Annotated in this window: 22 protein-coding genes; 13 read left to right on the forward strand and 9 right to left on the reverse strand. The window is 70.1% G+C overall.

Going from position 1 to position 20,402, the window contains the following annotated elements:
- The first annotated feature begins 24 nt into the window (after positions 1 to 24).
- Both AC3ENQ_RS11995 and AC3ENQ_RS12000 read left to right on the forward strand, forming a co-directional pair.
- The gene (locus AC3ENQ_RS11995; RefSeq protein ID WP_431804887.1) at positions 25 to 1,071 is read left to right on the forward strand and encodes a zinc-binding dehydrogenase; all 1,047 of its coding nucleotides are present in this window, start codon (positions 25 to 27) and stop codon (positions 1,069 to 1,071) included.
- Positions 1,068 to 2,294: a low temperature requirement protein A gene (locus tag AC3ENQ_RS12000; protein WP_431804889.1), complete on the forward strand. Its 1,227-nt coding sequence runs from the start codon at positions 1,068 to 1,070 to the stop codon at positions 2,292 to 2,294. Before AC3ENQ_RS11995 ends, AC3ENQ_RS12000 begins: the two co-directional genes overlap by 4 nt.
- Here the strand turns inward: AC3ENQ_RS12000 and AC3ENQ_RS12005 are convergent.
- The gene (locus tag AC3ENQ_RS12005; RefSeq protein ID WP_431804891.1) at positions 2,243 to 2,503 is read right to left on the reverse strand and encodes a LysR substrate-binding domain-containing protein; all 261 of its coding nucleotides are present in this window, start codon (positions 2,501 to 2,503) and stop codon (positions 2,243 to 2,245) included. The genes AC3ENQ_RS12000 and AC3ENQ_RS12005 overlap by 52 nt on opposite strands.
- A complete protein-coding gene (locus AC3ENQ_RS12010; protein ID WP_431804893.1) occupies positions 2,464 to 3,135 on the reverse strand; it encodes a LysR family transcriptional regulator in 672 nt (223 codons plus the stop codon). The genes AC3ENQ_RS12005 and AC3ENQ_RS12010 overlap by 40 nt, the downstream gene beginning before the upstream one ends.
- An 83-nt stretch (positions 3,136 to 3,218) precedes the next feature.
- Between AC3ENQ_RS12010 and AC3ENQ_RS12015 the strand changes: the two genes are divergently transcribed.
- Entirely contained in the window at positions 3,219 to 4,463 is a 1,245-nt protein-coding gene (locus AC3ENQ_RS12015; RefSeq protein WP_431804895.1) for an MFS transporter, read from the forward strand.
- Here AC3ENQ_RS12015 and AC3ENQ_RS12020 read toward each other — a convergent pair.
- Both AC3ENQ_RS12020 and AC3ENQ_RS12025 read right to left on the reverse strand, forming a co-directional pair.
- On the reverse strand, positions 4,460 to 5,146 hold the full coding sequence (locus AC3ENQ_RS12020) for a Type 1 glutamine amidotransferase-like domain-containing protein (RefSeq protein ID WP_431804896.1): 687 nt from the start codon (positions 5,144 to 5,146) through the stop codon (positions 4,460 to 4,462). The genes AC3ENQ_RS12015 and AC3ENQ_RS12020 overlap by 4 nt on opposite strands.
- Entirely contained in the window at positions 5,143 to 5,730 is a 588-nt protein-coding gene (locus tag AC3ENQ_RS12025) for a dihydrofolate reductase family protein (RefSeq protein ID WP_431804898.1), read from the reverse strand. Before AC3ENQ_RS12025 ends, AC3ENQ_RS12020 begins: the two co-directional genes overlap by 4 nt.
- Positions 5,731 to 5,838: 108 nt before the next feature.
- Between AC3ENQ_RS12025 and AC3ENQ_RS12030 the strand changes: the two genes are divergently transcribed.
- The 4 genes from AC3ENQ_RS12030 to AC3ENQ_RS12045 are packed head-to-tail and all read left to right on the forward strand — an operon-like array spanning position 5,839 to position 9,684.
- Positions 5,839 to 7,680, forward strand: a complete 1,842-nt coding sequence (locus tag AC3ENQ_RS12030; protein WP_431804899.1) for a vWA domain-containing protein — start codon at positions 5,839 to 5,841, stop codon at positions 7,678 to 7,680.
- A gap of 13 nt (positions 7,681 to 7,693) precedes the next feature.
- Positions 7,694 to 8,755 (forward strand): hypothetical protein, encoded by a 1,062-nt coding sequence (locus tag AC3ENQ_RS12035; protein ID WP_431804901.1) that lies wholly within the window; start codon positions 7,694 to 7,696, stop codon positions 8,753 to 8,755.
- Entirely contained in the window at positions 8,752 to 9,036 is a 285-nt protein-coding gene (locus AC3ENQ_RS12040) for a cation efflux transmembrane domain-containing protein (RefSeq protein WP_431804903.1), read from the forward strand. Before AC3ENQ_RS12035 ends, AC3ENQ_RS12040 begins: the two co-directional genes overlap by 4 nt.
- A gap of 54 nt (positions 9,037 to 9,090) precedes the next feature.
- On the forward strand, positions 9,091 to 9,684 hold the full coding sequence (locus AC3ENQ_RS12045; protein ID WP_488185859.1) for a cation efflux transmembrane domain-containing protein: 594 nt from the start codon (positions 9,091 to 9,093) through the stop codon (positions 9,682 to 9,684).
- Here AC3ENQ_RS12045 and AC3ENQ_RS12050 read toward each other — a convergent pair.
- A complete protein-coding gene (locus AC3ENQ_RS12050; protein ID WP_431804905.1) occupies positions 9,656 to 10,876 on the reverse strand; it encodes an ROK family protein in 1,221 nt (406 codons plus the stop codon). The genes AC3ENQ_RS12045 and AC3ENQ_RS12050 overlap by 29 nt on opposite strands.
- A 93-nt stretch (positions 10,877 to 10,969) precedes the next feature.
- Here AC3ENQ_RS12050 and AC3ENQ_RS12055 point away from each other — a divergent pair, with 93 nt between their 5' ends.
- From AC3ENQ_RS12055 to AC3ENQ_RS12080, 6 genes are all read left to right on the forward strand, one after another.
- Positions 10,970 to 12,310, forward strand: coding sequence for an ABC transporter substrate-binding protein (locus tag AC3ENQ_RS12055; protein WP_488185858.1), 1,341 nt, complete (start codon positions 10,970 to 10,972; stop codon positions 12,308 to 12,310).
- On the forward strand, positions 12,307 to 13,218 hold the full coding sequence (locus AC3ENQ_RS12060; protein WP_431804909.1) for a carbohydrate ABC transporter permease: 912 nt from the start codon (positions 12,307 to 12,309) through the stop codon (positions 13,216 to 13,218). Before AC3ENQ_RS12055 ends, AC3ENQ_RS12060 begins: the two co-directional genes overlap by 4 nt.
- On the forward strand, positions 13,218 to 14,150 hold the full coding sequence (locus AC3ENQ_RS12065) for a carbohydrate ABC transporter permease (RefSeq protein ID WP_431804911.1): 933 nt from the start codon (positions 13,218 to 13,220) through the stop codon (positions 14,148 to 14,150). The genes AC3ENQ_RS12060 and AC3ENQ_RS12065 overlap by 1 nt, the downstream gene beginning before the upstream one ends.
- 99 nt (positions 14,151 to 14,249) lie before the next feature.
- Positions 14,250 to 15,929 (forward strand): glycoside hydrolase family 13 protein, encoded by a 1,680-nt coding sequence (locus AC3ENQ_RS12070; RefSeq protein WP_431804913.1) that lies wholly within the window; start codon positions 14,250 to 14,252, stop codon positions 15,927 to 15,929.
- Positions 15,930 to 15,992: 63 nt separating this feature from the next.
- The gene (locus AC3ENQ_RS12075; protein ID WP_431804915.1) at positions 15,993 to 16,610 is read left to right on the forward strand and encodes a hypothetical protein; all 618 of its coding nucleotides are present in this window, start codon (positions 15,993 to 15,995) and stop codon (positions 16,608 to 16,610) included.
- A 248-nt stretch (positions 16,611 to 16,858) separates the two neighbouring features.
- Entirely contained in the window at positions 16,859 to 18,169 is a 1,311-nt protein-coding gene (locus AC3ENQ_RS12080; RefSeq protein ID WP_431804917.1) for an HNH endonuclease signature motif containing protein, read from the forward strand.
- A gap of 29 nt (positions 18,170 to 18,198) precedes the next feature.
- Here the strand turns inward: AC3ENQ_RS12080 and AC3ENQ_RS12085 are convergent, their stop codons facing one another.
- The 4 genes from AC3ENQ_RS12085 to AC3ENQ_RS12100 are packed head-to-tail and all read right to left on the reverse strand — an operon-like array spanning position 18,199 to position 20,391.
- Positions 18,199 to 18,663, reverse strand: coding sequence for a VOC family protein (locus AC3ENQ_RS12085; protein ID WP_431804919.1), 465 nt, complete (start codon positions 18,661 to 18,663; stop codon positions 18,199 to 18,201).
- 20 nt (positions 18,664 to 18,683) lie between these two features.
- Positions 18,684 to 19,298 carry a hypothetical protein gene (locus AC3ENQ_RS12090; RefSeq protein ID WP_431804920.1) on the reverse strand — a complete coding sequence of 205 codons (615 nt, stop codon included), beginning with the start codon at positions 19,296 to 19,298 and terminating at the stop codon, positions 18,684 to 18,686.
- Complete coding sequence (locus AC3ENQ_RS12095) at positions 19,295 to 19,999, reverse strand: GNAT family N-acetyltransferase (RefSeq protein WP_431804922.1); 705 nt, start codon at positions 19,997 to 19,999, stop codon at positions 19,295 to 19,297. Before AC3ENQ_RS12095 ends, AC3ENQ_RS12090 begins: the two co-directional genes overlap by 4 nt.
- On the reverse strand, positions 19,996 to 20,391 hold the full coding sequence (locus AC3ENQ_RS12100) for a VOC family protein (protein ID WP_431804952.1): 396 nt from the start codon (positions 20,389 to 20,391) through the stop codon (positions 19,996 to 19,998). The genes AC3ENQ_RS12095 and AC3ENQ_RS12100 overlap by 4 nt, the downstream gene beginning before the upstream one ends.
- Positions 20,392 to 20,402: the final 11 nt, after the last annotated feature.

Here is a 20,402-nt window from a genome sequence, read left to right on the forward strand (position 1 = left end):
CCGCGCACGCGGTTGACTGAGCGCATGCTCGCAGCCTTCATGTATGGTGCCGGCGACGTCCGCGTCGAGACTGCACCCGACCCCGTCATCCAGCACCCGACCGACGCGATCGTGCGGACCGTCCGCTCCTGCATCTGCGGATCCGACCTGCACCCCTACCACTCGCAGAAGGAGGGGACTCGGGGACGCCCGGTCGGGCACGAGCTGATCGCGGTCGTCGAGGAGGTCGGCGCCGACGTGCGGACGCTCCGCCCGGGCGACTTCGTCATCGCGACCTTCGCCTTCCAGGACAACACGTGCGTGTACTGCCGCGAGGGCCTGCAGACCTCCTGCGTCCACGGCGGCTACTACGGGCGCCCCGACACGGGCGGGCTCCAGGCATCCCTCGCCCGCATCCCGTGGGCCGACGGCTCGCTCGTGAAAGTGCCGGACGTCGATCCGGATGCCGCGGATCCCGGGCTTCTCGCGTCGCTTCTGACCCTCTCGGACGTGTACCTCACCGGGTACCACGCCGCGCACGTCGGCGACGTGGGCCCGGGGCGGACCGTCGCGGTGATCGGCGACGGCGCGGTCGGACTGTCGGGGGTGCTCGCGGCGCGCGAGCTCGGCGCGGAGCGGGTGATCCTCATGGGGCGGCACCCCGACCGGACCGCGCTCGGCGTGCACTTCGGGGCGACGGAGGTGGTCGCGGCGCGCGGCGACGAGGGCGTCGCCGAGGTGCGTGACCTCACCGGCGGCGAGGGAGCGCACGTCGTGATCGAGGCGGTGGGACTCCTCCCCGCGTTCGAACAGGCGGCCGGGATCGTCCGGGCGGGCGGTGTCATCTCGCGCGTCGGACTGCCGCAGTTCTCGCAGATGCCTCTCGTGCGCGAGCTCTTCTACAAGAACGTCCGGATCGCCGGCGGACCGGCGCCCGTCCGCGCCTACATCGACGCCGCACTCCCGCGGGTGCTCGACGGGGCGATCGATCCGGGGCGCGTCTTCGACCGCACGCTTCCCCTCGCCGACGCTCCGGAGGGCTACGTCGCGATGGACGCGCGAGAGGCGCTGAAGGTGATGCTGACACCATGACACGGGACCTCACGCGCTTCCGGCTCGTGCCGATGCGCCCGCGCGACGCGCGAGAGTCGCACCGGGCGGCATCGTCGCTCGAGCTGTTCTTCGACCTCGTGTTCGTCGTCGCGGTGAGCATCGCGTCGTACGAACTGCACCATGCGCTGACCGCCGGGCACATCGCCGACGGCATCGCGAACTACCTCATCGTCTTCTTCGGCATCTGGTGGGCGTGGATGAACTTCACCTGGTTCGCCACGTCGTTCGACACCGACGACTGGCTCTACCGGGTGTGCACGATCGTGCAGATGGGCGGGGTGCTGGTGCTCGCCGCCGGTATCAAACCGGCCTTCGAGCACCAGGACTTCCGGGTGCTGATCTTCTCGTACGTCGTCATGCGCCTCGCCCTCGTCGCCCAGTGGCTGCGCGCCGCCCACGGATCGAAGAGGCTCCGGAAGACGGCGCTCACGTACGCGATCGGCATCACCGTGGTGCAGGCGCTGTGGCTGCTGTCGCTCCTCCTGCCGCACGAGGTGTTCCCGTTCGCCCTCGTGTTCCTCATCGCCGCCGAGCTCGCCGTGCCGGTGGTCGCCGAGCGCCGGGGAACGACGCCCTGGCATCCGCACCACATCACCGAGCGTTACGGACTGTTCACCCTCATCGTCCTGGGTGAGAGCCTCCTCGCCTCGGCGAACGCGATCATCGAGGCGCTCGATGAGACCGACGACATCCTGCCGCTCGTCGAGATCTCGGTGCTGACCCTCGTCGTGACGGCGGCGCTGTGGTGGATCTACTTCTGGCCGCCGCACCACGAGGCGATCGGCACACTCCGCCAATCGATCCGCTACGGGTACGGGCACTACTTCATCCTCGCGGCGGCGGCGGCGCTGTCGGCGGGCATCGAGGTGGAGATCGACGTCATCACCGGCGAGAGCCACCTCACCATGCCGTGGGCGTCGTTCGCCTACACGATTCCGATCGCGATCTTCATCCTGGGCGTCTGGATCCTCGCGATCCGCCCGCACGGCGACCGCATCGTCAACACGGTCGTGCCGGCAGGCGCCGTGCTCGTGCTGATCGACCCGATCATCCCCGTGCCGATCGCGCTGACCGCCGTCATCCTCGTCGGGATCGTGGTCGTGCTCGTTTGGCGCACCCCGGTCTCACGCGGAGGTCACGGCGGCGGTACTCACGGCGGTGACGTCGCCGACACGAGCGCACGGGCGTCGTCGACGCCCTGAGACGAGTCGCTCCACGCGATGCCGAGCACGCGCGCCCGAGCCGGGTCGAGCGGCAGGTAGACCACACCGGGGTCGGCACGGCCGGGTGTCCGCGGCAGGATCGACACCCCGAGCCCTCCGGCGACGAGGCTGCGCATCGTGTCGATCTCGCTGGACTCGAAGGTCGTCGTCACGCGCACCCCGGCATCCGCGAGGACGTCGGCGACCACCGTCCGCAGCTCCGCGATGCGCGAGAATCCGATGAAGTCCTGCCCTCGAGGGCGGCGAGCGCCGCGGGCCCGGCGCGGCGGGACGCGGCGAGCGGATGGCCGGTCGGAACGGCGATGCACAGCGGCTCCTCCACCCGCGGCTCCCAGTGCACGCCCGCCGCGGTGAGACGAGGTTCGGCCGCGGGGAGCGGGCCCGTGCACAGCGCCACATCGATCGCGTCGACCTCGAGCCAGCCGTAGAGGTCGCGCGCGAAACCCTGTCGCAGCGTCACGCGGACGTCGGGCCGCAGGCGCCGGAACTCCTGGACGTACGCGGGCACCATCCACCGCGCCACGGAGTGGAGGAAGCCGACCCGCAGGAGTCGCCCGTCTTCGGCGATCGTGTCGGCGTGGCGGCGCGCGGCGTCGAAGGCATCCAGCACCGCCGCCGCGTCGGCCCGGAACGCGACGCCGCGCGCGTTCACCTCGAGCCGTTTGCCGATGCGGGCGAACAGGCGCGTGCCGACGGATGCCTCCAGCCGCGCCAGCGCCCGCGACACCGTCGACTGGTCGACGCGCAGTTCGGCCGCCGTGCTGCGGGTGTTCTCCGTCTCGGTCAGGGAGAGGAAGATCCGCAGCGCCTGCTCGTCCATGGAGCGATCGTACGACGCTGATGTACGGAACGCATTGAAACGGCATCCTGCGTCATTTCGCTCATCACGCGGGGAGGAGGATCGTGGATGCCGTGGCCGCCGCACTCGATTTCACCCGCACCGGGTCGATCGCGCGCGTCTCGCGCCGCACGCCGCAGTACCGGAGGATCCTGCTGCTCCTCGCGGCGGGCGGGCTGGCGAACTTCGCGGCCGTGTACTTCCCGCAGCCGCTCCTGCCGCAGCTCGCGGAGTCGTTCGGCGTCTCGGTGGGGTCGACGGGACTCGCGCTCTCGGTCGCGACCGCCGCCATGATGCTGGGGCTCCTCATCGCGGCGCCCGTCTCGGATCGGCTCGGCCGCGTGCCGACGATGGGCGGGTCGCTCGTCATCGCCGGCATCCTCACCGCGGCAAGCGCTCTGTCGCCGACCTGGGAGGTGTTCCTCCTCCTCCGCGCCGGGGCGGGCGTCGCGCTCGCGGCCCTACCCGCCGTCGCGATCGCCTACCTCCGCGATGTCGTCCACGACGACGCGCAGCTCGAGGCCAACGCCACCTACATCACCGGCACCGCGATCGGCGGCGCGCTCGGGCGGCTCGCGCCCCTGCCGCTCGCCGCACTCGGTGGGTGGCAGCTCGTCACGATCGTGCTGGGCGCGCTGAGCGTCGCGATCGGCGTCGTGGTGTGGGCGCTGCTGCCGGGCGACCGCGCGCCGGCGCAGTCGCTGACGGTGCGCGACCTGCTCGGCGGCGCGCTCTCGTCGCTGCGCGACCCCGTGATCCTCGTGCTGTGCCTCATCGGCGCGCTCAACATGGCGGTGTTCGTCGGCCTGTACAACGCCGTCTCGTTCCGTCTCGACGCGCCGCCGTTCTCCCTCGGCGCCGCGGAGGCTCTCGTGTACCTCGCGTATCCGCTCGGTATCGCCGCGCCGACGTTGTTCCGCCGCGTGGCCGCGCGCCGCGGACGCGCCACGGCCACCCTCGTCGGTGTCGGGGCGATGCTCGTCGCGATCGGCGTGCTCCTCGTGCCGAGTGCGATCACCGTCTTCGCGGGCCTCGGCATCCTCACCTTCGCGTTCCTCGGCACGCACTCGATCCTGACGGGCTGGGTCGTGGGTCGCGCGCACGCGGTCGGGCGTTCCACGGCTCGCGCCTCGAGCGCGTACCTCCTCGTCTACTACCTCGGCAGCACCCTGTCGGGCACGGCGTCGACGCACCTGTGGGAGAGCGGCGGCTGGAGTGCCGTGACCGTGCTCGCGGTCGTGGCGATCGCCGCCGCGGGAGCGCTGTGCCTGCTCGTGTCGCGGCGCGCACGGCGCCCCGCCGGCGCTTAGACCCCCGGCCCGAACACCGCCCACTCGCCCTCCGACACGACCTCGACACGGTCACCGTCGACGACGATCGCCGACGCGTCGTCGAGCGCGTATGCCGTGGACGGCATGCCGGGTTCGGACAGCAGATCGTGCGCCCACTGCGCCGCGACGTCGCGGGTGTTCTCGCTCCAGCCGGGGTACTCGAGGTGCGGGAAGATCGAGAAGTCAACGACGCCGAGGGTCGCGTCACCCTCTCCGGGCCTGCGTTCGACGAAGTGTTCGCCGATCCGCGGTGTGAGCGCCATGCTCCCGGCGCTCACCCCCACCCAGACGCTGTCGAGCTCGGGCAGCAGGTCGGCGAGCCCCGATTCCCGCATCCAGTCCGCGAGGTAGACGGCCTCGCCTCCGTCGACGAAGAGGACGTCGGCATCCCGCACCCACGGCTCCCACCGCTCGCGGCCGATCGACGGCAGCGCCGTCAGCTCCAGCACCCCGAGCGAGCGCCAGCCGAGATTCGTCAGCCAGTCCTCGCCCCGCCCCACGATCGATCGGTACACGGAAGCCGGAGAGCACATCGGATGCCCCCACTGGGCGGTCGGGATGAACAGCGCGTCGGCCTCGTCGATCGGCTTTCCGAGCAGACCCTCGAGCGCGGCGCGGATGCTGTCGTTGGTGACGCCGCCCGAGGTCAGGAGAAGCTTCACGCGAGCCCCGCCTTCCCCTTCACCGGCCGGTAGCGCACGAGGAACGCCCCCGACGCGAAGTCCTGGCGATCGACCAGTTCGAGGTCGACGCGGTCGCGCAGCCCCGCGAGGAGAGTGGGCCCGTGGCCGGCGATCACGGGGTTCACCATGAAGGCGTACTCGTCGATGAGGCCCGCGTCGGCGAGCGCGAGCGGCAGCGTCACACCCCCGACCGAAAGACCTTCGCCCGGCTCGGCTCTGAGACGGCGGATCTGCTCGACGACGGCGCCCGTGTCGCCGGAGAGGAGCTGGGCGTTCCAGTCGACGGAGGCGAGCGTGTTCGACGCGACGTACTTCTTCGCGCGGTCGAGCGCGTCGGCGAAGGGGTGCTCCCACTCCTCCATCCAGTCCGGCCACACGCCGGACGGCGGCCGTCGCCAGGCATCCTGCATCATCTCGTACGTCACTCGGCCGAAGATCTGCGCGTCCGCGCGCTCCATCTCCCGCGTCCAGTAGGCCATCGACTCCGCATCGGGGGCGACGCCGGCTTCATGGTGGACGCATCCGTCGAGCGTGATGTTGATCGAGTATCGAAGCGGCCTCACCGTGAGCCTCCCGCGTGGATCGGGTCGATCGGGTGCGTTCCGTCGACTGCCGCCGACGCTACCTTCTGCCACCGACGCCCGCCACGGCCCGACCCCTAAGCTGACTGCATGAAAGCGACGCCACACCTCGCAGAAGCGGACGTGCGAGCCGGAGCGCGCCGCGGCTGGCGAGCGGGTCTCGCCCTGCTCGTGGCCGGATCGCTCGTGACGCTCGCCGCGTGCTCCCCGCGGGCCGACGATGGCGGCGGTGACGACGGTGACTTCGCCGACGACGGGTGCACGAGCGTGGTCATCGCGACCTCGTCCGAGAAGGTCAACATGCTCGACGCGCTCGCCGACGCGTTCAAGGACTCCCCCGAGCACGAGGCGCTCGACGAGTGCGCCACCGTCCGCCCGATCAACGTGTCGAGCGGCGAGGCCGCGCGCATCCTGTCCGCGGGCGGCGACTGGCCCGCGGCCGACGAACGCCGCTGGCCGACGATGTGGTCGCCGGCATCCACCGTGTGGACCGAGCGCGTCGCCGCCGCGGCATCCCCCTCACTCCGGGGCGAGCCGGCGTCGTTCACGCACACGCCGGTCGTGTTCGGCATGCCCGAGACGATGGCGCGGGCGCTCGGCTGGCCGGATGCCGAGATCGGCATCCCCGACCTCGAGAAGCTCTGCACCGATCCCGACGGCTGGGGGAGCGTCGGGAAGTCGGTGTGGGGGTCGTTCAAGATCTCGAAGACGAACCCGAACACGTCGACGACGGGACTGTCGGCGATCCTCATGCAGTCGTACGCCGCCTCGGGCAAGACGAGCGACCTCACCGCCGACGACGTCGCCGCCTCGGCCGACTTCTCGCGCGCGTTCGAGGAGTGCGTGATCCACTACGGCGACACGACCGGCAAGGTCCTGACGACCCTCTACGACGACACGCAGAACGGGTCGGGCGGGTCGGGCTACGTCTCGGCGATCGCGCTCGAAGAGACCTCTCTCCTCAACTACAACCAGGGCAACGCCGATTCGCACACCGTCGAGCCGGGCGAGAAGCTCGTTCCCCCGAAGGAGAAGCTCGTCGCGGTGTACCCGTCGGGTGGGTCGATGTGGTCCGATAACCCAGTGACGGTGCTCGGCGCCTCGTGGGTGACCGACGAGCAGCGCACGGCCGGCGAGGCGTTCGCGGCGTTCCTGCAGACGAAGCCGGCGCAGGAGATCCTGCCGGAGTACGGCTTCCGTCCGCTGGACGAGAGCGTGCCGCTCGGAAAGCTGTTCACGGCGGAGTACGGGGTGGATGCCGACAAGCCCGCCGTCACGCTCCCGCGCCCGGGCGTCGATGTGGTGTCGGCCGCGATCGACCAGTGGGCGCAGATCCGCAAGCCCTCGTCGGTGCTCGAACTCATCGACATCTCCGGGTCGATGGACGATCCGATCGGCGACGGCCGCTCGAAGCTCGACGGAGCGATCGAGGGTGCGCAGTCGACGCTCGACCACTTCCGTTCGAGCGACGAGGTGGGGGTCTGGGCGTTCACGACGGGGCCGGCGAACGGCATCGTCGAACTCCGAGACGTCACGGCGCTCGGCTCCGACCGCGAGCTGCTCGGCGACTCGCTCAACGACCTCCGCTACGCCGACCGCGAGGGGACGCCGCTCTACGACGCGATCGCGGCGGCGTACGACGAGATGTCCGCGCGCGCCCAGCCGGGCAGGATCAACGCGATCGTCGTCCTCTCCGACGGGCAGGACACCGATTCGGCGATCTCGCTCGACTCGCTGCTCGCCAAGATCGGCAAGAGCTCCCGTGAAGGCGGCGACGACGCTCCCGTCCGCATCTTCCCGATCGCCTACGGCGAGGGGGCCGACACGAGCGTGCTCGCCCGCATCGCCGACGCGACCGGCGGGCAGTGGTTCGACGCCTCCGACCCCGAGAAGATCGACCTCGTGTTCGCCTCGGTGATCAACAACTTCTGACGGGTTCGGCGCGATGTCCTCTGAGATCCACGCGAACGTCGACTCCGGCGGGTACATCGACGACGCCGTCGCCGGCCTGAAGACCTCGCACGTCTGGGTGTCGTCCGAGGTGGCCGACGCGGGTGCGATCGCGCAGGCGGTGCAGGATCAGATCGGGGATGCCTCGGTGGGCGTCGCCGTCTTCTCCGACAACGCCGCACTCGAAGCGTCGGGCCGCGAGATCGTCTCGCAGCTGGCGGCGCAGACCGACTACGACACGATCATCGTCGCGGTCGGCGACGACCTCTCGGCCGGGTCGCGCGCCCTTCCGAGCGGCGAGGCGATGCGGATCGCGAACGAGGCCGAGGCCCAGGCCGGATCGACGCAGCAGGCGCTCGTCGAGACGGTGCAGCAGGTCGAGGATGCCTCACGCACCTCCCCGGCGACCGGTGGGGTCGACGGGGGCCTGGTCGTCGGGATCGCGCTCGCCGTCGCCGCGCTGCTCGCCGTGGGCGGGGGGATCGTCGCGCTGCGGCGGCGCTCTCGGTCACAGCGGCGCGGCCGTCCGGCATCCGGTGCCCTTCCGGCCGAGGTGCGCCCGCACGTCGCGACGCTGCGCGAACTCTCACGCGAGTACGCGACGGTCGGAGCCCAGGGAAACCCCGTCGCGACGGAGACCGCGCAGCAGCTCACGGCGATCGCGACGAACACCGAGGAGCTCTTCGCCCGCATCGATCGGCGGAGCGGGTCGCGGGGTGGCTCGCGGGGCAGGTCACCAGACGGGGGCGGCGACCGCTCCCTGGCCGAAGTCGAATACGCGGCGAAGCTCGGCAAGCTCTCGGCAGCCGTGAGCCGCGACTATCTGCTCGACATCCTCGCCCACCCCGACCTCTGGGACGATCCGGGCGAGCGCACCCGCGAGGTGCAGGGCGCCGTCGAGGCGGTCTCGACCGAGCTGCTGGAGAACATCCGCCAGGTCAACGCGAGCCGCGGGCTGCACTTCCAGGTGTCGCTCGACGGGCTGATCGGGCGTCGCAAGGAGCTGCAGGACTGGGACCGGGCCTTCGGGTCCGCGAGCGGAGGCGAGACGCCGTGACCGACATGCCGCCCGCCCCTGCCGCGCTGGCCGAGCGGCGACACCGCGAACGGCGCGCGCTGCTCGTCTCACTCATCGCGTCGATGGTCATGGCCGCCGGTGCGCTCGTGCTCGGCGTCGTCAGCGGCATCCGCATCATCCTGTTCGACGGAACCTACATGGCCATCGGCCTGATCCTCTCGTGGGCGTCGCTGCAGGCGGCGCGCGCCGCGGCATCCGGTCCGACCCGACGCTATCCGTGCGGGCGGGATGCGCTCGCCCCCCTCGTCGTCGTGATCTAGGGGCTGGCGCTCGCCGGAACACTCATCCTCGCCTTCGGCGATGCGCTCGTCGTCATCCGCGACGGCGGCAGCGAGGTGAACGTCGTCGTCATCTCGATCTACGGTCTCGCCACGGCCCTCATCGGTTTCGGCGTGGCGTGGTGGCTGCAGCGCGCGGCACGCGGCTCCGACCTCGTCGTCGCCGAAGCCGCCCAGTGGCGCGCGGGCACGGTGCTCAGCGTCATCATGTTCGTCGGGGCGCTGGTCGTGCTGGTGCTCGAGCGCACTTCCGCGCGCGACCTCGCAAGATACGCCGACCCGGCCCTCGTGATCATCGCGTGCCTCGTGCTCGCCGTCATCCCGATTCGCCTCGTCCGCACGGGGGTAAACGAACTCCTCGAGGGCGCGCCCTCGCCCGAGCTCGCGAGGCGGATCGCGGCGGCGGTCGACGAGGTGCGCGCGCGGTTCGCTCTGCCCGAACCCGTCCTGCGGGCCGGCAAGGTCGGCCACAAGGTGTACGTCGAGGTCGACTTCGTCGTGCCTCCGGGCTCGTGGAGCATCGCGCAGGAGGACGACGTGCGCCGCGCCATCATCGCCTCCCTCGCGCCCACCGAGCTCGATGTCTGGGCCTACGTCGCCGTCACCTCAGACCCGGCGCTCGCGGAGTAGACCCCCAGTAGACGCCGAGCAGCCGCTCACGGGTCAGCGAGGCGGCGGCCGCGACCGCGCCGATGACCACGACGCCCGCGCCGAGCGTCGACGCCACGATCTCGGGCGCCGGCATGTGCAGATCGGTCGGGAGGTGCGCGCGCGCCGCGGTCACGACGAGTCCCGCCCCCTCCGCGACGGCACCGGAGATCACGATGCGGCTCGGGTCGAAGACGCTCCCCAGCACGACGACGATACGCGCGAGTCGCGCCCCGAGCCGGTCGACGATGCGTGCGGCATCCGCATCGCCCGCCTCGGCGAGCGCGAGGACGTGCTTGCCGTCGAGGTCGTCACCCAGCCGACCGATCGACGAGTCGTGTGCGATCGTGCCGCCGGCGATCTCGTCGCGCGCCCACTGGGCCGCGACATGACCCAGGCCGTACGCGCTCCCGACCCCTTCGACGTGGTCGAGGGCGATCATCTCCCCGACGCCGCCGTGCGCTCCGCGGAGGATGCGCGCATCGACGACGACCCCCGCGCCCAGGCGCTCGCCGGCGAGCAGGGTGACGTAGTCCCGGCATCCGATCGCCGCGCCCACCGCACCCTCGGCCTCGGCCGCGAGGGACGCGTCGTTGTCGATGCGGACGAGCGGCGCCCACCCGAAGAGGTCGACGAGGCCGGGGTTCATGAGGTCCCAGAAGCCGTCGGGATGCCGCGGCGACGCGCCCCGGGCATCGACCGGCGCCGGCACGCCGACCGCGATCGCGAGCACGTCGGCGCGCCCGCGGTCGGCGGCGGCGAGCGTGTCGTCGACGGCGTCGGTGAGGAGCCGGCGGCGCACGTCGACGTCTTCGCTGAGGGCGTCCGCGTCGACGCGGCGCGCGACGATCTCCCGCGAGCGGAGGTCCGTCATGACGACCGTGACGTGCGCGCGTCCGGCGTCGACGCCGATGAGGACGCCGACATCGTCGCGCAGCTCGAATCGCCGGGCGGGGCGGCCCTTGCGATACTCCCCCGCGTTCCGGGCATTGGGAAGCTCGCGCAGCAGACCCCGGGCGACGAGCCCGTCGAGGGCCTCGATGACGGTCGAGCGCGTGAGACCGGTTGCGGCGATCGCGTCGCTCGCGGTGAACTCGCGCACCGTCCAGGCGTACCGCCACATCGCCTCGGCGCTGGTCGGGAGCGGGGCGGACGCGGGAGCGGCGGACGACAAGGGGTTGACCTTTCCTCGGAGACACAGCAATATTGCCCGTAGCAAGTTGATTTGGCGACTAAATCTATTCGCCGGATGATCATTCTCTCGAGGATGCGACGGAGGACGATGGTGTCTGGAAGATCTCGGCGGGTCTGGCGGATCGTCGCCGCGGCCGCATCGGTGGCGCTCGCGGGGACGTTCCTCGCCGGGTGTTCGTCGGACGGCCGTGAGACGATCCGCTTCACGTTCAGCAAGCGCGAGGCGCTCGACTTCATGAACAAGACCGTTGCCGACTACAACGCCTCGCAGGACAAGGTGACCGTCGTCATGGACACCTCCGGCGTCGACGTCGTCTCGGCGAGCTTCGTGCGCGGCAACCCGCCCGACATCATGCTGGCCAACTACAACTTCGAAGTAGCCCGTTTCGTGCAGCGGTGCGCGCTCTCCGACCTCTCCGGAACGGACGCCGCCGGCACGATCCGCGACGACCTCGAGCCGCTCCTCGCCCAGTACGGCACGTGCGAAGGACGCACGAGCGCGCTGCCGTACTCCGTCATGGCCGCCTCGGTCATTTACAACCCGCAGATCTTCGCCGACAACGGCCTCGAGGTGCCCACCACGTGGGACGAGCTGATCGCGGTCTGCGATGCGCTCCAGGCCGCCGGGATCACGCCGTTCTACGCGACGTTCAAGGATGACTGGACGATCGCGCAGGGCTGGTACGACTACTCGATCGGCGGTTCGATCGACGTGCTCGACTTCTTCACCCGCCTGAACGCCGAGGGGGCCGACGTCGGTCCCGACTCGGAGGTGTCGTTCCAGAAGGACTTCGCCGCACCGATGGACAAGATGCTGCAGCTCACGTCGACCTACGTGAACAGCGACGCCGAGAGCCGCGGCTACGGCGACGGCAACCTCGCCTTCGGGCGGGGTGAGGCCGCGATGTACCTTCAGGGACCCTGGGCATTCAGCGAGATCGCGAAGACCGCGCCCGACCTCGAGCTCGGCACCTTCCCGCTGCCGATGACCGACGACCCCGACGACAACGCGGTGCGCGTCAACATGGACCTCGCCGCGATGATCCCGGAGGGCTCGCACCACAAAGAGGCGGCGCGCGACTTCCTCGAGTACCTCTACGAGCCCGACCGCATCCAGGCGTACAACGAGTCGCAGCTCGGCTTCTCACCGCTGAAGGATGCCGAGCCGCCGACCGACCCCCGCGTGGCCGGGATGATCCCCTACTACGACGCCGGAAAGGTCTACCAGGGTCCCTCGGTGCTCGTCCCCAAGACGATCCCCGTCTCGAACTACGCGCAGGCGATGGTGTTCGGGGCGAACCCGGCATCCACCCTGCGGACGATGGACCAGGACTGGGCGCGCCTCGCGTTCCGCCAACCGAACCCTCAGGCCAGCTCGCAGCCGACCTCTCAGCCGAAGGAGTCGTCGCAATGACCGCGACCAGCACCGTCACGACGGGGTCCCAGGCCCCGATCCGCCACAAGCGGCGACGCGTCGAGCCGATCTACTACTTCTTCCTGTTCCCGACGCTCATCCTGTTCACCCTCGCGATCACCGTGCCGGGCGTCATCGGGATCTTCTTCAGCTTCACCGACTCGATCGGCATCGGCGACTGGAACTTCATCGGCCTGACGAACTACATCGCCCTCTTCAACGACCCGGCGATCCTGCAGAGCTATCTGTTCACATTCGGCTTCGCGATCGCGACCGTGATCGTCGTGAACGTGACGGCGTTCCTCCTCGCCGTCGGACTCACGTCGAAGATCCGCTTCAAGACGGGCCTGCGGACGGTGTTCGTCATCCCGATGGTGATCTCGGGCATCATCATCGCCTACGTCTTCAACTTCCTGTTCTCGAACTCGCTCCCCGCCGCCGGCTCCGCCCTCGGCATCCCGTGGCTCGAATCGAGCATCCTCGCGAACCCTGACCTCGCGTGGGTCGCGATCGTGATCGTGACCGCGTGGCAGGCGATCCCGGGGGCTCTCCTCATCTACATCGCGGGGCTCCTGTCGGTGCCGGCGGATGTTTACGAGGCGGCCGATCTCGACGGGGCGAGCAAGCGCCAGCAGCTCTTCCGCATCACGCTGCCGCTGGTCGCGGGATACGTCGTGATCAACATGATCCTCGGCTTCAAGGGCTTCCTGAACGCCTACGACATCATCGTCGGCCTCACGAACGGCGGCCCGGGCACGGCGACCCGGAGCATCGCGATGACGATCATCGCCGGGTTCAACGGCGGCGACTACGCCTACCAGATGGCCAATGCGACGATCTTCTTCATCGTCGCCGTGCTCATCTCGATCCTCCAACTCTCGCTCACGCGCGGAAGGAACCAGGTCTGATGACCACTTCGCAACCGGCCCTCGCCTTCGAGCAGGCCGACACGGAACTGACCACCGGCGGCGTCGCGACCCAGGGCGGCAAGAAGCGGCGCGACACGGCATCCGGCCGCCCCGAGCGGGTCAACTGGTCGACGACGATCATCCTGATCCTCTGCTCGGTGACCGTGCTGCTGCCGCTGTACGTGACGATCTCGATGGCGTTCAAGACGACCGGTCAGGCCGTCGACGGCAACGCGTTCTCGCTGCCGATGCCTCTCTCGATCGAGGGCTTCGTGCAGGCGTGGAACCTGACGAAGTTCCCCGTGGGCGCCGCGATCTCGCTGCTCGTGACCGCCGGCACCGTCGTCGCGACGATCCTCCTCGCCGCGTTCGCGTCGTACGCGATCGTGCGCAACTGGGACCGGCGACTGTTCCGCTACTCGTTCTTCTACCTGCTCGCGGCGATGTTCATCCCGTTCCCCGTCGTCGCACTGCCGCAGATCCAGCTGACCGGTCGGGTCGGGCTCGACAACCCGTTCGGCGTGATCCTGCTGGCGACGATGTTCCAGCTGAGCTTCAGCGTGCTGCTGTTCACCGCGTTCCTCCGCTCGATCCCGATCGAGCTCGAGGAGAGCGCCCGCGTCGACGGGGCGAGCACGTGGCAGACGTTCTGGCGGCTGATCTTCCCGCTTCTGGCACCCATGAGCGCGACGGTCGGGATCTTCGCCTTCCTGTACGCCTGGAACGACTTCATGATGCCCTCGCTCATCATCGCCGATCCGGCGCTGCAGACGCTTCCGGTGCGGCAGAACCTCTTCCAGACGCAGTTCAGCAACAACTACAACGTCGCCTTCGCGTCGTACCTCATGGCGATGGCGCCCGCCATCATCGCCTACCTGTTCACGCAGCGCTGGGTGATGGAGGGCGTCACGCAGGGCGCCGTCAAGGGCTGACGCCCGGTCGCGGATCCGTCTCGCCGATCTGCCGATTCCACCGATCCAACCGATCCACCGATTCCACCGATCCACCCCGACCCGAAAGGACTCCTCTCCGTGACTCTCCCCGATGAGCTCATCCGCGACGACAGCACCGCCGACACCGCACCGTGGTGGCGCCAGGCGGTCGTCTACCAGATCTATCCGCGCAGCTTCGCGGATGCCTCGGGCGACGGGATCGGCGACATCCCCGGCATCCTCTCGCGTGCGGACTATCTCGGATCGCTCGGGATCGACGCGGTCTGGCTGAGCCCGTTCTACCCGTCGGCGCTCGCGGACGGCGGATACGACGTCGCCGATTACCGCGACGTCGACCCGCGCCTCGGGACGCTCGACGACTTCGATGCGATGGTCACGGCGCTCCATGAACGGGGGCTGAAGGTCGTCGTTGACATCGTGCCGAACCACACCTCGAATCTGCACGCCTGGTTCCAGGAGGCGCTCGCGGCAGGCCGCGGGTCGGCGGCCCGCGACCGGTACATCTTCCGCGAGGGGTCGGGCCCCGATGGAGCAGAGCCGCCGACCGACTGGACCGCCGCATTCGGGGGCAGCGCGTGGGAGCGGGTCGAAGACGGGCAATGGTACCTGCACAGTTTCGCGATCGAACAGCCCGACCTGAACTGGGCGAACCCGGAGGTGCGGGCCGACTTCGTGAAGACGCTGCGCTTCTGGTCGGATCGCGGCGTCGACGGGTTCCGCATCGACGTCGCCCACATGCTCACGAAGGACCTGACCGAGCCGCTGCCCTCGGCCGCCGAGCTCGCCGACATGCCGGTCGACGGGTCGCACCCGCTGCTCGATCGCGACGACGTACACGGGGTGTACGCCGAGTGGCGCGAGGTCTTCGACTCGTACGACCCGCCGCGCACCGCCGTCGCCGAGGCGTGGGTCGCCTCCGATCGGGTGCCGCTGTATGCGAGCCCGACGAGTCTCGGCCAGTCGTTCAACTTCGATCTGCTCGTGGCCGACTTCGACGCCGCGCAATTCCGCGACATCGTCACCCGCAACATCGCCCTCGCCGCCCGATCGGGCTCGTCGAGCACCTGGGTGCTGTCGAACCACGACGTGTTCCGGCATGCGACGCGATACGGGCTGCCGGTTCCACCCGAAGACAGCGCCGTGCCCAAGCGCCACGGCGGCGGATGGCTCGAGGCCGGCGCCGACCAGGGCGTGCTCGACCGTGCGGCGGGCGAGCGCCGCGCCCGCGCGGCGACATTGTTCGTGCTGGGGCTTCCGGGGTCGGCGTACCTGTATCAGGGAGAGGAACTGGGGCTGCACGAGGTCGCGGAGATCCCCGCCGACCAGCGTCAGGATCCGACTTTCTTCCGCACGCATCAGGAGCAGTTCGGTCGCGACGGCGCACGCGTGCCGCTGCCCTGGACGGCGTCCGGTCCCTCGTTCGGATTCGGCGACGACGGCGCGCACCTGCCGCAGCCGGCGTGGTTCGCGGAGTACGCGGTGTCGGTGGAGGACGGCGATCCCGACTCGACGCTGTCGCTCTATCGGCGCGCGCTCGCGCTGCGGCATGAGCTGCAGACCGCGGAGGACCTCGAGTGGATCGAGACCGGTCGTGCCGACGTGCTGCACTTCCGCCGCCCGAACGGGTGGGAGGTCGTCACGAACTTCGGTACGGAGCCGTTCGCGCTGGATGCCGGAGAGGTGCTGGTGTCGAGTGGCCGCTCGGGGTCGGCGGGTGCGGTGCCGGGCGAGACGACGGTCTGGCTCTCCGGCCACTGAGGGTTCCGGGGGGCTGTGGCTGCTCGGGGCTGAGGGTTCCGGGGGGCTGAGTAGGCTCGCGGCATGAAGAGCGAGCAGGTCGATGAGCGCGACTCGGCGTGGGAGGACGACCAGCCTCGGTTTCGCTTCTCCCTCTTCACGGGGGCGGGAAGCGCGGTTCGAACGATGGACCTCTGGGACTGCACGGTGACTCAGGCGCTGGTTGCCGCGAGCGAGTCGGACGACGAGGGGCTGTGGTCGCTCGCGCTCGTCGGTGAACGCGACGGGGTGCGCGGCCTCACGTGGCTGTCGGGCTACGACTACAACGATGCGCCCACCACGCCGACGCAGTGGCGAGCGCGGGCGGAGATGCAGAATCGCTACCTCTCGCGCCGCGCGATCCGCGGGGACCCGATCGTGCTCCCGAACGGGCTGCGGGTGGTCAGGATGTTCCCGGAATGGGTGGGCGGCCCGCTGTGGGAGAGCTCCACCGACAACTACCCGGCCGACTCGCTTCTCTTGGGGCTGTCCCCCGCCCTCAGCGCAGACGTGGCTGAATGGAACGAGCAGTGGGGCCGGCGTGACGTCGATGAAGCGCTTCCGAACGAGGCCGCATGGCTGGCGCGCGGCTGGGAACTCTGGGCGCGCGTCCGAGACGAGCTGGCGGGCGTCGCCGAGGTGCACCCCGAGTTCGCATACTGAGAGTTCGCATACTGAGCGTCTCGTAGATATATCGCTCATTCTCCTCCGGTGCTCTTGCATATGGTCGCAGTTCTGTTCTATGCTGGTGGTGGCGGTCATCCTCTCATGTGGCCGCAAGGGTAGAGCCGGCGGTGCCACCGGACGTTGAGATATCGACGTCAGGAGTGCGTATGGACCGGCTACAGCGAGACCCCCACTGGGCGGAGTTGTCCGCGCTGGTGTCGCGGGCGGAGGCGAACCGGGTCGAGATGTCGCGGTTGCAGGCTGAGCGCGCCGAAGTGTGTGCCGAGGCTCTGGACCTGGTCGCACTGCGGGTGGCGCAGCTTCAGGCGGCGCGGGGCGCCGGACGTGGGGGCGGCCGGGGTGAGATCGGTGACACGATCCCGTTGCGGGAGGTGATGGCCGAGCTGTCCGCGGCGCTGCGGGTCGGGGAGCGGACCGTGTCGTCCTGGCTGGGTGATGGGGCGGCGCTCGTGTCGACGTATCCCGCGACCCTCGACGCGCTGCGTGAGGGGCGGATCGATGACCGGCATGCGTCGGCGATCATCGACGGCGGCATGCCGCTAGACCCCGAGCGGCGGGCCGAGTACGAAAGCCTCGTCCTCCCCCTGGCCGAGACGGAGACCGCGGCATCCGTCCGGGAGAGCGCCCGCACGATCGCAGCGCGTCTGCAGCCCGACATCGTCGACACCCGCCACCAGGAAGCCCTCGCGGCACGTCAGGTGAAGACCTACGCCCTGCAGGACGGACTCGCCCGTCTTCTCCTCGACGCTCCCGCCGTGCTCGTCCAGGGCATCTTCGAGCGGATCACCGACATGGCGGCCGCCCTCGACACCCCCACGCCCGGCGACGGGGATGTCGGCGGTGCGGATGCCGCAGCATCCGGCGACCCCGACGGTGAGCCGGACGACGACGACCGGACCCTCGACCAACGCCGCGCCGACGTCGCCTGCGATCTGCTCCTCTCCGGCGCGCCCACCGCGCACGGCGACGGCGGACTCGGTGCGATCCGCGCGACCGTGCACGTCACGGTGCCCCTCCTCACCCTCGCCGGACTCGACAACGCTCCCGCGACCCTCGACGGGCACGGCCCCATCGACCCCGGCACCGCCCGCATCCTCGCCGCCGGAGCATCGTGCTGGGAACGCGTCATGACCCACCCGATCACCCACGAACCCCTCCGCATCGACACCTACCGGCCCAGCACCCGGCTCCGCCGCCTCCTGAACGCCCGCGACCGCCACTGCCGGTGGCCCGGATGCCGCAGACCCGCCCCCCGCTGCGACGCCGACCACACCATCCCCTTCTCCGAAGGCGGCCCCACCCGCACCGACAACCTCGCACTGCTCTGCCGACGCCACCACCGCCTCAAGCACGCGTCACCGTGGCACATTCAACAGCTGGGCGGGGGAACACTCGCGTTCACCTCGCCGACCGGGCGGCGCTACCGCAGCAACGCACCACCAGTCGCCCAAGCCGCCCCCTCAACGACCACCGATCCCCCATGGCGACGCCTCCTCAACACCGCCTACGACCCAGCCGACCCCGCCGGGTCCTGAGCCGCTCGCTAGCCGCATGGCGGTGCGCGTCAGCGCGGCCGCGCGTCATCCGTCGTGAAGCCGTCGCGCTCGGCCCGTTCTTCGAGCGTCTCGAGTTCCTGGAAGAACGTCACCTGCCAGTTGCCCGGCCCCTGCACGCGCGCGTTGATCGTGCGGAACGGCGTCTCGATCGGCGGCGCGATCTCGGCGGCCCCGGCATCCTGCGCCGCCTTCGTGGCGGCCACGGTGTCGGCGACTTCGAGCGCGATACGGAGGGTCCCCGGCGCGCTGCGCGGAGCGCCCTCGACGTCGTCGATGTTGTGCACGTGCGTCGGTGTGGCCAGCTCGATCGTCGCGACGCCGGCGTGCAGGATCGACACCCGGTCGTCACCCTCGGTCGCGAAAGCGGGCTGTTCCGGCATCCCCAGCACATCGCGGAAGAAGCGGACGGCATCGTCGAACTCGGTCGTCTCGATGATGAGGCGGAGCTGGCGAGGCGGGTCGGGATGGGTCATGTCGCCATTTTCCGCGCCTCTCAACGCCGCTGCCATCCTCGGCGGGTGAGGAAGCGGTCCAGGATCGCGGAATGCCGTTTCGCGGTGACGGGATTCAGCGCCAGGCCGCCGACGTGGACGAGGAGGATCACCGCGACGGTGAGGTAGTACGCGATCATCACGTCGCCGATCCCCGCCACCAGCATGTCGGGCCCGGCGCCGAGCGGTACGCGCGAGAGATAGCGCTCGTCCCACGCCCTCGCGAGGAGCGTGGGCCGCACCGCGAGCTCGCCCCACGCGATCATCGCGACCCCCGCCGCGCAGACGACCGACGCGTCTCGGCCTCGCGACCACATCGGGCGCATCCCGCGCACCGGCCACACGTACCGCTCCCCGTCGTTCACTCGCGTCATGACGAGAAGGCTCGCGCCCACGAGCCCCGCCGCCACGTGCACGGCTCCGGGGAGTCCGCCCCATCCGCCGAGGCGGCGGGCGCGCAGGTGAAGTCCCGCCTCGGCCGCGACGTGCACCTGGACGAACAGGCCGACGAGGGCGAGAACGAGGATCGCCACGCTGAGCCACGCCTGCACGCGCGCGTTGCGTGAGCGTTGCGCTGCATCGTCCGGCCGACGGGCGAGCGGCGGCATTGCGGTCATTCCGCGTTCCCTGCGTCCGTGGCGAGATCGTCGAGGAGGCGATCGACTCCGGCGACCACCACGTCGGCGCCGAGGAGCTCCTGGTTGGCGGCGCGCACAGCGTCCCACCGCGACCGATCCATGCGGTAGCGCACCTGAGTCGCGGCCTTCCCGTCCCGCACCGCGCGCCATATACCGTCGCGGACATATCCCGTGCGCAGCGATACCGCATTGGACGCCGCATTGTCCTCGAACGCCGACGACGTGACGGACTCGGCGCCGAGGGCCTCGAAACAGAAATGCAGCATGAGCGCCCTCATCCGCGTGCCGATGCCACGACCCTGGTACGCGCGACCGAGCCACGAACCGGTCTCCACCTCACGGAGTTCCGCCCAGCGATCACCGGAGGCGCTCTGGATGCCGACCGGTTGGCCATCGACCCGAACGCCCAGCTCGAGTACGAGTCGCTTCGGCGTCACCAGCGAGCGCGCGGACCACTGAAAGGCGAGAACACTCCGCGCGACCTCGCGGGGCGTCCCGCGCGTCCACGGGTAGTTGAACGGCATCGCGTCGTCATCGTGCACGCCCCGTCCCGCGAGGAGGGCGAGATCCACGGCGAGGGCATCGTCGATCCAGCGCATCTCGAGATCACCGGCGCGGACGCGCGCCCCGGCTGCGGGCCAGAGATCGATGAGAGCGGCGGGGTTCCCTGAGGATGTCATCTTTCGATTCTGGCGGGTGTCAGCACCTCTACGCGGTTACCGAAGCCGTCGCGCGCGTGAAACCTGGTGAAGTACTCCAGCGTGTCGCGCTCGACCCACGACACCTCGAACCCGGCTGCGTCAATCTGCGCGGCGATCGCCTCCAGCGCATCGACATCATCAACGACGAGCGCCGGATGCGCCTTCTTGGCCGGGACGAAGGGATCATCCACTCCGAGGTGCAGCTCGGCCGTCACGACGTCACCGTCGAACGCGCGGAACCAGCACCCGCCGCGGCCCGCCAGCGACGGCGGCTTCTCGACTTCCGTCAGCCCCAGCGCGTCGCGGTAGAACTCGCGCGCCCGATCCTCTTCGCCCTGCGGCATCGACACCTGCACATGATGAAGCTTCACGATCCTCCAAA

This window comes from Microbacterium sp. bgisy203 (assembly GCF_057706945.1).